At 56.5% G+C, this 14,606-nt stretch carries 12 protein-coding genes; 7 read left to right on the forward strand and 5 right to left on the reverse strand.

Annotation, left to right across the window (positions count from 1 at the left end; genetic code table 11):
* The coding region (locus FJV47_RS03555; protein WP_200831939.1) for a hypothetical protein at positions 1 to 1,126 on the reverse strand (1,126 nt) is incomplete at its 3' end.
* 285 nt (positions 1,127 to 1,411) lie between these two features.
* Here FJV47_RS03555 and leuS point away from each other — a divergent pair.
* The 5 genes from leuS to holA are packed head-to-tail and all read left to right on the forward strand — an operon-like array spanning position 1,412 to position 8,824.
* On the forward strand, positions 1,412 to 3,901 hold the full coding sequence (gene leuS, locus FJV47_RS03560) for a leucine--tRNA ligase (RefSeq protein WP_200831940.1): 2,490 nt from the start codon (positions 1,412 to 1,414) through the stop codon (positions 3,899 to 3,901).
* Between the two features lie 9 nt (positions 3,902 to 3,910).
* The gene (locus FJV47_RS03565) at positions 3,911 to 4,849 is read left to right on the forward strand and encodes a DegV family protein (RefSeq protein WP_159610114.1); all 939 of its coding nucleotides are present in this window, start codon (positions 3,911 to 3,913) and stop codon (positions 4,847 to 4,849) included.
* Between the two features lie 15 nt (positions 4,850 to 4,864).
* On the forward strand, positions 4,865 to 5,533 hold the full coding sequence (locus FJV47_RS03570) for a ComEA family DNA-binding protein (protein WP_159610116.1): 669 nt from the start codon (positions 4,865 to 4,867) through the stop codon (positions 5,531 to 5,533).
* The gene (locus FJV47_RS03575) at positions 5,530 to 7,797 is read left to right on the forward strand and encodes a ComEC/Rec2 family competence protein (RefSeq protein WP_159610118.1); all 2,268 of its coding nucleotides are present in this window, start codon (positions 5,530 to 5,532) and stop codon (positions 7,795 to 7,797) included. Before FJV47_RS03570 ends, FJV47_RS03575 begins: the two co-directional genes overlap by 4 nt.
* 34 nt (positions 7,798 to 7,831) lie before the next feature.
* Positions 7,832 to 8,824 carry a DNA polymerase III subunit delta gene (holA, locus tag FJV47_RS03580; protein WP_159610120.1) on the forward strand — a complete coding sequence of 331 codons (993 nt, stop codon included), beginning with the start codon at positions 7,832 to 7,834 and terminating at the stop codon, positions 8,822 to 8,824.
* Positions 8,825 to 8,958: 134 nt separating this feature from the next.
* Here holA and rpsT read toward each other — a convergent pair whose 3' ends face one another.
* Both rpsT and FJV47_RS03590 read right to left on the reverse strand, forming a co-directional pair.
* Positions 8,959 to 9,219 (reverse strand): 30S ribosomal protein S20, encoded by a 261-nt coding sequence (gene rpsT, locus FJV47_RS03585; protein WP_159610122.1) that lies wholly within the window; start codon positions 9,217 to 9,219, stop codon positions 8,959 to 8,961.
* A gap of 170 nt (positions 9,220 to 9,389) precedes the next feature.
* Positions 9,390 to 9,950, reverse strand: a complete 561-nt coding sequence (locus tag FJV47_RS03590; RefSeq protein WP_159610124.1) for a type II toxin-antitoxin system PemK/MazF family toxin — start codon at positions 9,948 to 9,950, stop codon at positions 9,390 to 9,392.
* A gap of 113 nt (positions 9,951 to 10,063) precedes the next feature.
* Between FJV47_RS03590 and lepA the strand changes: the two genes are divergently transcribed.
* The gene (lepA, locus tag FJV47_RS03595; RefSeq protein WP_159610126.1) at positions 10,064 to 11,911 is read left to right on the forward strand and encodes a translation elongation factor 4; all 1,848 of its coding nucleotides are present in this window, start codon (positions 10,064 to 10,066) and stop codon (positions 11,909 to 11,911) included.
* On the forward strand, positions 11,912 to 13,141 hold the full coding sequence (gene hemW, locus FJV47_RS03600; RefSeq protein WP_159610128.1) for a radical SAM family heme chaperone HemW: 1,230 nt from the start codon (positions 11,912 to 11,914) through the stop codon (positions 13,139 to 13,141). It abuts the gene before it with no gap.
* 11 nt (positions 13,142 to 13,152) lie between these two features.
* Here the strand turns inward: hemW and FJV47_RS03605 are convergent, their stop codons facing one another.
* Both FJV47_RS03605 and FJV47_RS03610 read right to left on the reverse strand, forming a co-directional pair.
* Positions 13,153 to 13,554, reverse strand: a complete 402-nt coding sequence (locus FJV47_RS03605) for a DUF4870 domain-containing protein (RefSeq protein WP_159610130.1) — start codon at positions 13,552 to 13,554, stop codon at positions 13,153 to 13,155.
* A gap of 91 nt (positions 13,555 to 13,645) precedes the next feature.
* Positions 13,646 to 14,515, reverse strand: coding sequence for a DUF3097 domain-containing protein (locus FJV47_RS03610; protein ID WP_159610132.1), 870 nt, complete (start codon positions 14,513 to 14,515; stop codon positions 13,646 to 13,648).
* Positions 14,516 to 14,606: the final 91 nt, after the last annotated feature.

Consider the following 14,606-nt stretch of genomic DNA (forward strand, 5'->3'; position numbering starts at 1 on the left):
CGGCATCGGCATCGGCATCGGCATCGGCATCGGCATCGGCATCGGCCCATGGTGGCATAGGTTCATCGCTACGTAGCCATTCCGGCGCATCGTGCGCTGATGGAGCAGACTGTGCGTCTTCCTGATCCGCGTCCTTGTCCGTGTCCGTGTTTGAAACCTCGGGATCAGTGCCCGCGGCGCGGTCCTGTGTGGGGCGACGATCAGCCCTTCCAGCTTTGGTTCGCGGATTACCAGAACGGGCCGCAACCGAATGCAGCAACTGAGCATCTGTAGCGTTGGTACGAAGCAGAAAGGTGTGCACCCCAAACTTGACGCCGCGAATAAATAGACCGAGCTTGGGCGGGAGGTTTTTGCCGTTGAGCTCCCTGTAAGTCTTGATGTCGGCGTTGATTTGTTTCCGAGCCTCGCGTGGTGAGCGCTGCTGTAACAGCGTCGCAGCGGACTCATCCAGAGTCTTGCCATCCACACCGTGGGCCACCAGTGAGGTTGGTATTCCCTCAAAGGTGGTGTCTTCGGGTTCTAGCTGATCTAGTTGACGGGCTACGGAGGTCACTGCGCGTCGGTTAGCGGTACCGTCGGCATAAAGCTGAGCCAGATGCTCAAAACGTGGTGCGCAGATCTGTCCTTCAGCATTCCGTCGTCCGATCAGTAGATGCGCGTCATTAAGGCGTTGTTGTGCCTCAAAATAGGGGATACCGTGCCATGCGGCTAGCAGCTCGCCAGTATTTTTGTAACAGGTTCGGCCGGAAACCAGCTGCGGCTGCCCGCGAAATACCTGCTCGTTCACCAGTGCTTCAACTTCGACATCCTCTTGGCCCGGTGATCGCACGGGACGCAAATCCGCATAGGTCTGCAGACTTAGCGCGTGGGCACCGGTAACTTCGGCATCGAGGGCAGCGCACAGTTGGCTTTTGTGGATTTGCGCGGCGAAACGTTCAACCAACTCGCCGTGCGCCAGGACCAGGCGCGGATCTGCGCAACGGTGTACCAGCGCGCTGATGGCGGTGAACAGCGCAAGCATGAGGTACCCCAAACGCAGAAGCATCGCCGCGCTAAGCCCCGGCCCAAGAATGAGCGGGGAGCTGCATGCGGTGCGCAAGAGTCCAATCAGTGCCAAGCTGTTCATACGGCCATGATCGAACACGGAAAATACCCGGTGAGGAACAAAGCGCCGATTGTGGAGAAGTAGCAGCTCAGCAAAAATGGTTGTGTCGAATCTTGCGCTTCATCGATGCACCCGTGGCCGGGTGACATGCGATAGAATCGCGGTATGAATTCCCAGCACAACCTAGCCTAAGCGCGGCCAACCGGCCGTACCCCCGAGTGGAAATTTGGGGGCTTTTGTTATGTCTGGAACCAAAAACAAGTTTTTCCAATAGGAAATTTCTGCAAGGCGTGTGAGAAGAGCAGCGTGACATCATCGACGAACGAACCTAGGACCTACGACTTCAAGGACATTGAGTCCAAGTGGCTGCCGGTATGGGACGAGCTAGAAGTGTTCAAGCCTGCCGACGATGGCAGCAAGGAACGTCGCTACGTGTTGGACATGTTCCCTTACCCATCCGGTGACCTTCACATGGGTCACGCCGAAGCTTTTGCCATGGGCGATGTTGTCTCACGCTACTGGCGCCTGCGCGGATACGATGTGATGCACCCGATCGGCTGGGATTCCTTCGGCCTGCCGGCAGAAAATGCTGCGATCAAGCGCAATGCGCACCCTGCTGAGTGGACCTACAAGAACATCGACACCCAGGCCGCCAGCTTTAGGCGCTACGCCATTTCCGCGGACTGGGATCGCCGCCTGCATACTTCGGATCCTGAGTACTACCGCTGGACCCAGTGGCTGTTTAACAAGTTCTATGAGAAGGGCCTGGCCTACCGCAAAGACCACCCGGTGAACTGGTGCCCTAAGGACCAGACCGTGCTGGCTAACGAGCAGGTCGTCAACGGCGCCTGTGAACGTTGTGGCACCGCGGTAACTAAGAAGTCCTTAAACCAGTGGTACTTCAAGATCACCGATTACGCTGATCGCCTGCTCAACGACATGGAGCAGCTCAAGGGTCACTGGCCTGAGCGTGTGCTGCTGATGCAGAAGAACTGGATCGGCCGCTCCGAAGGTGCAGAAGTCACCTTCGAAATTGAAGCAACCGAAGCCCAGAGCGCGGTAAAGATCCCGGTCTTCACCACCCGCCCGGACACCCTGTACGGTGCGACCTTCATGGTCGTGGCCGCCGACGCTGACTTGGCTGGCGAACTGGTCACCGAGGAAAACCGCGCTGCCCTGGAGGAATACCAGGAGCAGGTCAAGGCGCTGAGCGAAATCGAACGCCAGTCCACCGAGCGTGAAAAGACCGGCGTGTTCACCGGCCGTTACGGCATCAACCCACTTTCCGGTGAGAAGCTGCCGATCTGGGCTGCCGACTACGTACTGGCCGACTACGGCACCGGCGCCATTATGGCCGTGCCTGCTCACGACCAGCGCGACCTGGACTTCGCCAAGAAGTTCGACCTGCCAGTACGCGTGGTGGTCGAAACCGGGTTGGAAGACCCTATCGAGACCGGCACCGCCACCGCAGGTGAGGGCCAGCTGATCAACTCCGGTGAGCTGACCGGGTTGGAGAAAGCCGAAGCGATCGCCAAGGCAATCGAGATCGTGGAAGCTGCCAGCACCGGCAAGCACACCATCAACTTCCGCCTGCGCGACTGGCTGCTGAGCCGTCAGCGCTTCTGGGGTACCCCAATCCCGATCATCCACTGCGCCGATTGTGGCGAGGTTCCAGTTCCTGATGACCAGCTGCCGGTACGCCTGCCAGATAATCTGCGCGGCGAAGCATTGGCTCCCAAGGGCACCAGCCCACTGGCTGCCGCCGAAGAGTGGGTGAACGTCGCCTGCCCTAAGTGCGGGGCGGATGCTAAGCGCGATACCGACACCATGGACACCTTCGTGGATTCCTCGTGGTACTTCCTGCGCTTTGTTTCCCCGAACTACACCGAAGGTCCGTTTGATCCAAAGGCCGTGCGTGACTGGATGCCAGTGGGTCAGTACGTCGGCGGTGTTGAGCACGCGATTTTGCACCTGCTCTACTCGCGCTTCTTCACCAAGGTTGTGCATGATCTGGGCCTGATCGACGTCGACGAGCCGTTTAGCGCTCTGTTGAACCAGGGCCAGGTACTCAACGGCGGCAAGGCCATGAGCAAGTCCCTTGGCAACGGTGTTGACTTAGGCGAACAGCTGGATAAGTTCGGCGTGGACGCGGTACGTCTGACCATGGTCTTCGCCTCGCCTCCAGAGGACGACGTGGACTGGGCCGACGTGTCACCTTTCGGCTCGCAGAAGTTCTTGGCGCGCGCCTGGCGCATCGCCCAGGACACCACCAGTGAAGTCGGCGTTGACTACACCACCGGGGATAAGGCGCTGCGCCAGGTCACCCACCGCACCGTGCATGAATCCGCGCAGCTGCTGGATTCGGGCAAGTTCAACGTGGTGATCGCCAAGACCATGGAACTGGTCAACGCCACCCGTAAGACCATCGACTCCGGTGCCGGCGCCGCGGACCCAGCAGTGCGTGAAGCAGCCACCGTGGTCGCCCAGCTGCTGAGCCTGTTCGCACCGTACACCGCCGAGGACATGTGGGAAGCACTGGGCTACGAGCCAAGCGTTGTCACCAGCGCCTGGCCAGAAGTTGATGAGTCGTTGCTGGTCGATGACACCGTCACCGCCGTCGTACAGATCAAGGGCAAGGTTCGTGCGCGCCTTGAGGTTCCGGTAGACATTAGCGAGGATGAACTGCGCGATCAGGCCCTGGCCCATGAAGCAGTCATCAAGATGCTCGATGGCAAGGCGCCGCTGAAGGTGATTGTGCGTGCGCCGAAGCTGGTGAACGTAGTTCCTGCCCCGTAAGCTCGATTCATGAACGAACGAGGGAAAAGCTCGCGCGCGGGTTGGCTACCAAAGTGGCTGGCCCCGCGCGGGCTTTCGCGTCCCCTGATCGGGATCGTGAGCGATTCGGCATCCTGTCTGCCCGAAGCCTACCGCGATCGTCCCGGGTTTATTGAGGTCAACGTCCCCATCATTGTGGACAACCAGGTCTTGGGTGATGATTCCCAGGCCCTAATGATGGGCCTGGCCATGGGTAGAAGTGTTAAAACCTCGCGCCCGGCCCCGGGGGAATTTGAGCGGGCTTATCGTGCGCTGCTTGAGGTTGGCTGCCAGCAGGTGCTCTCCATCCACTTTTCTTCGCGCCTTTCGGGCACGGTTGATGCAGCGCGGCTGGCCGCAACTCAGTTCCAGGACCAGGTCACGGTCCTGGATTCCCACACCGTTGCCCTCCCACTGGGTTTTGCCTTGGCCGATGTGCTCGATGCCCGCGATGGCGGGGCACCGATCGACGTTCTAAAATCCATCGTCGAACAGGCCACAGAAAACACGGTGTACTTTGCTGTGCCCAGCTTGGAGCAGTTGCGCCGTGGCGGGCGAATTAGCGCAGTATCCTCGGTCCTTGGCAACCTGCTCAACGTCAAACCCATCCTGACGATCGAGCAGGGCAGTATCACCGCGTTAGAAAAACCGCGGTCTTTTGCTCGCGCCCAGGCCCGACTGGTATCCCTCGCATTACGCGATGCCAAGCAGGCCGGTGGAGCCACCCGTCTTGGTGTGATGCATTTTGGCGCGCAAGAATTGGCCACCGAGATCGCCACTGAACTGGCCCCGTTTAGCTGCCAACCGGTAGTGATTGAATCTTTGCCTTCGGTCCTCGCGGCTCATACCGGCATGGGAGTACTCGCAGTCTGCGCCGCTACCCTTGATCCACAACCGGTCGATAACACCCCGGAGACGCTCAACCCTTAGCCCATACTCTGGGACATGGGCCGTCACGATTTTTTCAGCAAGTACGCGCCACGTCCGGGCCGTCTGCGGTTCGCGATTTCGCGTGTGGCGGTGCTGGCGTTGGTCATCGTGGTGCTCGGTTGGATCGCCATCTCCATTCTGTTGGCCCCACCGCCAAAGACCAACGAATTAGAAACTGTTCCGTTGGCTGCCGATCCAACTTCCAGCTCTTCCGCCTCGGCCGCAGCGCCCGGTCCATCTGCTCCCTCTGAAGCGACAGTTGCTCCGCAGGTGACGGTCCACGTGGTGGGAGCGGTCAAAAAACCGGGTGTTTATCAACTGCCTGAGGGGTCTCGGATTACCGATGCAGTGCAGGCCGCCGGGGGAGCCACCACAAAAGCCCAGCCACAATTGGTGAACTTGGCTGCCAAGCTGGTCGACGGGCAACAGATCATCCTGCCTGGCACCGGCGATAGTTCCTCCGCCCAACAAATGCCTGTCCCCAGTGCCGAGGCCAAAATTTCGATCAACAGCGCCGACGCACAGGCCCTACAAGAACTCCCCGGAATCGGCCCGGCGCTAGCTGATCGCATTATCGAATTCCGTACCAAAAATGGACCTTTCAAGACCGTAGAGGAACTCGATGCAGTCTCCGGGATTGGTCCGGCCATGTTGGAAAAACTGGGCGACTTGGTGGTGCCATGAACACCGATTTTCGTGGTCTGTGGCTTCTTGCCGGTGCGTGGGCGGCAGCCTATTTTCAGCCTGCGCCGTTAGTGTTGCTGATCGTCCTCTTAGCCTTGGGGATCTTGCTGGCTTTGCTGTTGCGGCAACGACATGATGCAGCCCATTCAACCCCGTGGTTTACCGGAGCTATTGTCTTGCTATTGGGTGCCCTGGCCGTGGGCTTCATAGGGACGCAACACCGAGAATGCGCCTTACCAGAATCGGGGGAGCAACAGCTACGCGCTGTGATCAGCTTTGATGACCGGGCGATCAAACCCAAGGACGGCTCGCTTAAGGGTGCGGCTACCATCGAGAGCTACTGGGAGCAGACCGGATGGGTGCAGTGCCAAGTACCGATCTATTTAAGCGTCGACTACCCGCTGCCAGCGCATACCGGTTCCTTTGAAACCATCGTGGGCCTACAACCAGCTGATGCTGGCACCTTCGCATGGTGGGCTCGCGCAACCAGCGAACCCAAGGTTGTCTCCGAAGCACAATCGAACGCGGCAGACTATTTGAAACAGCGATTCACCCTCGCACTAAAGCACCTTCCCGAAAATGCTCAAGCGCTGCTACCCGGAATGCTCTATGGTGACAGGTCCGGGCAAGACGATGCCCTCTCTGAAGCCATGAAGACCAGCGGGCTGAGCCACCTCACGGCTGTCAGCGGTTCGAACATCGCGTTGATTGCGGCCATTATTTTGTCGTTGTTGCGCGTATTTTCTATTCCCCGAGCACCCAGCGCGGTACTCATGATCGGCGCGGTAGCCTTGTTTACCTGGTTTGTCGGACCAGATCCTAGCGTGCTTCGAGCCAGCCTCATGGGCAGCATTGCGGTGCTTTCCCTGTTGGCCGGAAGAGGACAAGTTTCCTTGGGGATTCTGTCCCTGAGTGCCACGATCCTGCTGATGATTGACCCCGGTTTGGGCGTGGAGCCAGCCTTTGCACTCTCGGTGCTAGCAACTTTGGGGATCATCATGCTCTCTCCAGCCCTCACCGAAATCTTCCTCCAGTTCTTACCTTCGTGGTTAGCAGAGTTGACCGCTATTTGTTGCGCAGCGCAGTTCACCTGTCTACCGGTAATCGTCGCGCTGAACGCGAATTTCAGTTTGTACTCTCTTCCCACCAATCTGGTGGTCGGCCCTTTATTACCGCTGATCACCATGGTCGGAATGATCTGTCTACTGCTGTGTACCGCGCTGCCCACTGTGGCGCAGTTTCTATTATGGATCCCGGGGCTGCCTGCTGAATTTATTGGTAGAACAGCCCAGTTTTCTACCCAACTCCCCGGTGCAGCTCGCCCGTGGCCATCAGGGCTCCCGGGAATACTCTTGGCAATTTTCTTAGCCACCGTTTTATGCACTTTGATCATTACCGGTCGCGAGACGGAGCATGTCAGGGTGCGACAAGTCTCCCTAGGTTTAACGGGGGCACTGTTAGTTTTCGCGGCGGCCTTGGTCTTGCCGGCTACCTTGTTTTATCGAGTTCCTGTTGATTCAAACTGGAATATAGCTATGTGCGACGTAGGACAGGGCGATGCCCTAGTCATCAATTTGGGAAATCACCAGGGGTGGTTAATAGATGCAGGTCCGCCAGATAGTGGTGTCGTGCAGTGTTTGCGGCGGTTGAACATCGATGAACTGCCAGCGGTGTTTATTACGCATTCGCATGCCGACCATTTTGGGGGAGTGCCACAGCTGGAATCTTCTGGCATCAAAATCGATCGTCGCGTGGTGTCGGCAGGCTTTGAACTTGAAAAGTGGCCGGGGGCGCAGCTAATGGAGTCTGGATCAAGCGAAACTCATGGCGCCGTCAGCTACCGTGTCTTTGGCCCAGATACGAGTGCGGCTAAAAGAGCCGAGCCCAACGACACCTCGTTAGTTATGCGTTTCCAGTTTCATCGCCCAAGTGGAAATGTCGATTTTTTTAGCGCGGGGGACATGGAGGTTGATGCGATGCACCAACTTCTGCAACGCTATCCGCAGTCTGAGGCGGCCGTCCTGAAAGCCTCACACCACGGTGCACGAAATGGTGGAACCGAGATTATCGAGAAAATTTCCCCTGAAGTCTTGCTGATCTCAGACGGCAAAGATAATTCCTATGGACACCCACATCCCGAAACGTTGAGGGCAGCCCAAGAAGTTGGCGCCAAGATCTTCCGAACCGATCAGTCGGGTACGGTGCTTCTCACATTTACGGAGCAGAGCGTGAGAAGTTCCTCCTTAGGTTCGCCAGTTCGGTAGGATCAATGTATCGATCGAAGTACGAAGGAGCTCGATGGCACGCGCCCAAGCAAACCCCGGCATCTCATGGCGGGAGTTGTCCCCTCAACCGTTGATTTTACTTAGCGGTTCAGAAGATTATTTGGCTTCCCGTGCCTTTGAGTTACTCCGCTCCCAAGCTGCGCAGCGGGAGGACATTCAGGTGACTCGGCTTGATGCTGCCAAGTATGAACCGGGCGAACTGCTCTTAGCAACGAGCTCGTCGTTGTTCTCTAGTGCCAACCTCGTAGAAGTTCACGAACTGGCGCAAATGAATGAGTACTTCCTCAAGGACGCCATGAGTTACCTCAAGGACCCTGCTCCCGAGAATGTGCTGATCCTGCACTACTCCGGCGGAACGCGCGGTAAGAAACTCATCGATGCCATCAAGGGCGCGGGCGCACTGATCGTAAACTGTCAGCCGTTGAAAAAAGATGCCGAGAAAATTGAGTTCGTGCAAGCAGAATTCAAATCTGCGAAACGCCGAATCACGAATGATGCCGTGAAAGCATTGGTGGCTGCGGTTGGTAATTCATTGGCCGAACTTGGCTCCAGCTGTTCGCAATTGATCCAAGACACCACCGGCACCATCGACCAAGACACGGTTGATCGTTACTACGGTGGTCGAGTTGAGGCCACCGCCTTTAAGGTCGCGGATGCAGCGATTTCTGGAAATGCTCAGCTGGCCCTGCGGACTCTTCGGCATTCTTTGGGTACCGGAACTGATCCGATTCCGATCGTAGCGACGTTGGCTATGAAGGTGCGTCAGCTGGCTAAGGTGCTCGGAGTTAATGAGCCTGCGGCATCATTGGCCTCCGAGCTAGGTATGGCTCCATGGCAAGTTCAGCAGGCGCAGCAGCAAGCGCGCGGGTGGAAGCGCAGCGACCTGGCTTTGTGCGTTGAGCAGATCGCCAATACTGACCGCATGGTTAAGGGCGGCAGTCGTTCACCTGGCTATGCCTTGGAGCATGCCATCATGTTTATCGCGGGCAAAGCACCCAAACGATAATTCCCAAATCTGCTTCATTCCGCACGCGTCTTGCCCAGATTCACTCGCGCGGCGCTAGGCGAGTAGAAAGTTAAAAAAGACTGGCCCTTCGAAACTCGAAAGTTTCGAAGGGCCAGCTGAAGTCTAAGCTTGGCTTAGAGGGCGCTAACCTTCTTGGCAATTGCCGACTTGCGGTTTGCAGCGTTGTTCTTGTGCAGAACACCCTTGCTAACAGCCTTGTCGAGCTTCTTGCCAGCCAGGCGCAATGCCTCGGTTGCCTTTTCCTTGTCACCGGCGACTACTGCCTCGTTGACGTTACGGATTACGGTCTTAACCTCGGAACGGACAGCTACGTTACGCAGACGTGCCTTTTCGTTGGTCAGGATACGCTTCTTCTGGGACTTGATGTTAGCCACTTTAATAAACTCTCTCGTTTATCGTCTTATACGGTCGGTAGAGGGTTCATCCTTCAGGCCATCGACTGAGCGGTGTGGGGCACCTATGGCGACCCGAAGGGGGCGTGTCGCCCAACCTGCGCGACACACAAGGATTAACTCTACCAGAAGCGGGCCTTTACAACGAGTAATTAGCCGCGTTCGTTTAGGGCGTTCACCACAATTGAGAATCGCTCTTTATCAAGGATTGCGCCTTCGCGGCGTACGGACTGATCGCTCAGGCGAATAATGCGGTCCAACTTCACTTCGCTCGGACGTCGCTCGCGATCCCAATCGCCGGTGCCAATGTCCAGGTAATCAGGGTTGTGCACACTGGAATTATTCTTGTCTTTGCTAGTGAGCATGAGACCCAAAAGCCAGCCATTGTCGCGACCTACGATAAGCACCGGGCGGTCCTTGCCTTGTGAGTAGTCCTCCTCATAAGGAACCCAGCCCCAAACAATTTCCCCTGGATCTGCGTTACCGTCCATCGACGGCTGGTATTCGTAATTAATAGTGCCCCGGTAGTCGCCTGGATATCCGCTGGCATTCGATGTACCAGTGTTTTGGCGAGGCGACGGAGTTCGAGTGCCGCCACTGGCTGTTCGATTGTTTTGGTGGTTGTTGTTCCCTGAGGTCTTGGCGCGAGTCGAATTGACCTGCTTGATCACGCGCATCACAAGACGGAATATCTTCTCTGGATTCACTGCCATGAACGACAAACTACCAGCTACGGACAGTCGAAATACGTGATGACTCGGAAATCATGACAGAATGGAGGCTAATTCAACTATGTCTTTTTAGCCAGCTAGTGAGGTCTGTTTAGGTGTCTCCATTGGCCCGCACCGCTCAGGTGCCTGCCGCGACCGATCCGTCGCTTATTCGTAACTTCTGCATCATTGCCCATATCGACCACGGTAAGTCCACCTTGGCCGACCGTATGTTGCAGTTGACCGGCGTTGTCTCGGCCCGCGATATGAAGGCCCAATATCTGGATCGCATGGATATTGAGCGCGAGCGCGGCATCACCATTAAGTCCCAGGCAGTGCGTATGCCCTGGGAATCTGAAGACGGCACCGCATTTGCCTTGAACATGATCGACACTCCCGGTCACGTCGACTTCACCTACGAAGTTTCACGTTCATTGGCGGCGTGTGAAGGCGCTATCTTGCTCGTCGATGCAGCACAGGGCATCGAGGCTCAGACCCTCGCCAACCTGTACCTGGCCATCGAAGGCGACTTGACCATTATTCCGGTGCTCAACAAGATCGACCTTCCCAATGCTCAGCCGGAAAAGTACGCAGCAGAATTGGCGAACCTTATCGGCTGTGAGCCAGAGGAAGTGCTGAAAGTTTCGGGCAAGACCGGTGAAGGCGTGGAAGCTTTGCTCGATGAGGTCATCAAGCAGCTACCACCGCCCGTTGGCGATGCCAAGGCTCCGGCCCGCGCGATGATCTTCGACTCGGTGTACGACACCTACCGCGGTGTGGTCACCTATGTTCGTGTGGTTGACGGTAAGCTCTCACCGCGCGAAAAGATCCAGATGATGTCTACTGGCACCACCCACGAGCTGTTGGAAATTGGTGTCTCTTCGCCGAACCCGGAGCCAACCAAGGGCTTAGGCGTGGGCGAGGTTGGTTACCTGATTACCGGTGTGAAAGATGTACGCCAGTCCAAGGTGGGTGACACGGTCACCAATTTCCACAAACCTGCTAGCGATTCGCTCGGCGGTTACGAAGAAGCCAAGCCAATGGTCTTCTCCGGCCTTTACCCAATGGACGGCACAGACTACCCAGTTTTGCGTGACGCGCTAGAAAAACTTCAGCTAAATGATGCGGCGTTGACCTATGAACCAGAAACTTCTGTCGCGTTGGGCTTTGGCTTCCGCGTGGGCTTCCTCGGTCTTCTGCACCTAGAAATTACTCGCCAGCGTCTGGAAACCGAGTTCAATCTGGATCTGATCTCAACGGCACCGAACGTGGTGTACGAGGTCATGGTTGAAGATAAGACGATGATCACGGTGACCAATCCTTCCGAGTTCCCGGACGGCAAGATCCTCGAAGTTCATGAACCAATGGTCTCCGCGACCATTTTGGCACCCAGTGAATTCATTGGCGCAGTCATGGAACTGTGCCAAACTCGACGAGGCACCATGCGCGGCATGGACTACCTTTCCGAAGACCGCGTTGAAATGCGTTACCACCTCCCGTTGGCGGAAATTGTGTTCGACTTCTTCGACCAGCTCAAGTCCAAGACTCGCGGGTACGCGTCGCTGGATTGGAAGGCTGACGGCGAGCAGGTCGCCGATTTGGTCAAGGTAGACATCTTGCTTCAAGGCGATCAGGTGGACGCGTTCAGTGCCATCACGCACCGAGATAAGGCCTATGCCTATGGCACGATGATGACTTCTAAGCTGCGCGAGCTGATTCCTCGCCAGCAGTTTGAGGTTCCAATTCAGGCTGCCATCGGTTCGCGCATTATTGCCCGAGAAAACATTCGCGCAATCCGTAAGGACGTTCTGGCCAAGTGCTACGGCGGCGACATTAGCCGAAAGCGCAAGCTTCTGGAAAAGCAGAAGGAAGGCAAGAAGCGCATGAAGATGGTTGGTCGCGTGGAAGTTCCACAGGAAGCCTTCATTGCAGCCCTTTCCACCGACGAGCCGAAAAAGAAGTAAATGCCTTCAGTATTGCCTGACGGCGATCCGGCTCCGGCCGATGGTCTGCTCCCTGCCTCATGTTCGCATGGGGCAACGGAGCGGACCATGTCCTTTTACGTACATATTCCTTTCTGCACGGTCCGTTGCGGCTATTGCGACTTCAATACGTACACCGCCACCGAACTAGGTTCTGGCTCAAGCCAAGCAACTTATGCGGCGACAGTGGCCCAAGAAATTCGTTTCGCCCGTGAGGTGATGGATTGTTCTGGTCAGCCACACCGTGAAATCGAAACGGTCTTTTTTGGCGGTGGCACCCCTACCTTGTTGCCAGCCAGTGATCTAGTATCCGTGCTGGCACAGATTCGCAACGAATTCGGGCTGAAGCCGGGCGCTGAGGTCACCACCGAAGCCAACCCTGATTCGGTAACGCGTGAGAGCTTAAAGGAACTTGCAGATGGAGGTTTCACCCGCGTGTCCTTTGGCATGCAGTCGGCGGTACCTCACGTGCTCAAGGTCCTTGAGCGAACTCACGATCCCAAGCGTGTGCCACAGGCCGTTGCGTGGGCCCGCGAGGCTGGCCTAGATGTCAGTGTTGATCTGATTTATGGCACTCCGGGGGAGTCGCTTGCAGACTGGCGCACCAGTATCGAGGCTGCTCTGAGTTACGAGCCGGATCATATTTCCGCCTACGCGTTGATCATCGAGGAAGGTACCAAGTTAGCGGGTCAGATTCGTCGCGGCCAGGTCCCGAATATCGACGATGACGATCACGCTGAAAAGTATCAATTGGCTGATGACATGTTCGCGGCCGCCGGTTTCTCGTGGTATGAGGTCAGTAACTGGGCCAAGTCACCAGCCAATGCCTGCCAGCATAATATCGCTTATTGGAAGGGCGGAGACTGGTGGGGCGCGGGACCGGGAGCGCATTCTCATGTGGGTGGTTTGCGCTGGTGGAATGTTAAACATCCAGCGGCGTATCAGCAACGCATTGATGCAGGAATCTCACCCGGACACGGTCGAGAGTATCCGGACGCCGACGCAGTTCAGCTAGAACGCACGATGCTGCTGACCCGTCTGAGTTCCGGAATGCAGATTAGTGAGCTCGATGAAGTCGGACGCAAAAAAGTTGCCGGTTTGATCGCAGATTCGCTCATTGATCCGAAAGCTGCGTTCGCCGGAACATTGGTGTTAACGCAACGAGGCCGGCTATTAGCCGACCTCGTGGTGCGAGAACTTCTCGATTTCTAGAGTCTCTCGTTCTACTTCATTAAGCGCAAGTTGTACTTGTAACGGTAAGGGTTGCCCTTGTTGGCCTGGATCGCCGCAATGGCACCCGAAACCGTCATGAAGACCCACAATGCCACGGCGAGGATGGAGAAGATCCAACCAATGACCGGAATGATCGTAAGCACGTTGAGCACGATCGCCAGGATTGTCAGTGGGAAAGTGAAGTTGAATGCTTCTTTGGATTCCTGTGCGGTGAATGGACCACGATCTCGGAATACGGCAAAAATGATAGCCGAGGGAATGCAGCCGAGTACCGCGCCGAAGTGTGCCATCGTTGACCATTGACGATCCTCGGTAGGAGTCAATGGCTGCGCAGAAGATACGGAGCCCTCAAAGCGAGATTCGTCCGATGACTGCTTCTGACCTGAAGTCACTGTTATTCCTTGCTTTAGGCTGGCATTTCGTAGTTAATCATAGCCGGGTCGTGCACGCAGACCGTGACTTTGCCACTGGCAAATCCAACTATTAGTTATTTGCTAGGTAACCATAATCTTCGGTCGTGAGGAAATCGATCAATTCTTCAATCCGGCCCAACAGCTGGGGTTCGAGCTGTCCGTAGTGCGAAACGGTGGACAGCAACCGCTGCCAGCCAATACCGATGTCCTCTGCCGTTTCATGGGGCCAGCCGAAAGCCGAGAGTATTCCGGTCTTCCAATCGGTTCCCTTAGGGATCACTGGCCATGCTTTGATGCCCAGGGTGGAAGGTTTGATGGCCTGCCATACGTCAATGTACGGATGTCCCAGAATCAGGACGTTGTTGGCCGCTCCGGGAACTTTCAGCGCCTCGGCCACAATGTGGGATTCTTTAGAACCGGCAACCAAGTGATCGACCAGAATACCGAGTCGTCGTTGACTGGATGGGGCAAAGTCTCGGATTGCGCCCGCGAGATCGTCAACACCGTGTAGTGGCTCCACGACAATACCCTCGACACGTAGATCATGACCCCAGACTTTTTCAACGAGCTCTGCGTCGTGTTTACCTTCAACCCAAATACGGCTGGCTCTGGCTTCACGTGCCTTGAGCCCGGCCACTGCTCGGGATCCCGAGGCCGAGACCAGATTTCTGGGGGCAGCGGATTTGGCTACGGGGTCGACCATTTCTACCGCCTCGCCCTCCAATAGGAAACCGAATCCGGCTTGGAAGGAGCGTGACTTGCCATGCCGGTCTTCCAAGACGATGACGCGCATGCCACCGGATTTTTCGGTACTAATAATTTCACCGACCCACCCAGAGGAAACATCTTCAAGAATCATGCCCCGTTCGATGGGGACCTGGCGGAGTTTTTTGGGTGCGGGTGCACTCAGATCTTGCGGTCCCCAGGAGTAATTTGCCACGTACGGCCTTTCGCTGTGATCGAATACGCTCAAAAACCAATGCTAGCAACCGTCGAACGTATTAGACTTGGCACTTGACAGGTTAGAGTGC

The organism is Glutamicibacter sp. JC586 (genome assembly GCF_009805585.1).
Taxonomy (GTDB): domain Bacteria; phylum Actinomycetota; class Actinomycetes; order Actinomycetales; family Micrococcaceae; genus Glutamicibacter.

Bases quoted from the DNA above. Each gene is read 5' to 3' on its own strand.
- FJV47_RS03565 (WP_159610114.1), top strand. From the start codon at position 3,911: ATGAACGAACGAGGGAAAAGCTCGCGCGCGGGTTGGCTACCAAAGTGG.
- FJV47_RS03570 (WP_159610116.1), top strand. From the start codon at position 4,865: ATGGGCCGTCACGATTTTTTCAGCAAGTACGCGCCACGTCCGGGCCGT.
- FJV47_RS03575 (WP_159610118.1), top strand. From the start codon at position 5,530: ATGAACACCGATTTTCGTGGTCTGTGGCTTCTTGCCGGTGCGTGGGCG.
- holA (WP_159610120.1), top strand. From the start codon at position 7,832: ATGGCACGCGCCCAAGCAAACCCCGGCATCTCATGGCGGGAGTTGTCC.
- FJV47_RS03590 (WP_159610124.1), bottom strand. From the start codon at position 9,950: ATGGCAGTGAATCCAGAGAAGATATTCCGTCTTGTGATGCGCGTGATC.
- hemW (WP_159610128.1), top strand. From the start codon at position 11,912: ATGCCTTCAGTATTGCCTGACGGCGATCCGGCTCCGGCCGATGGTCTG.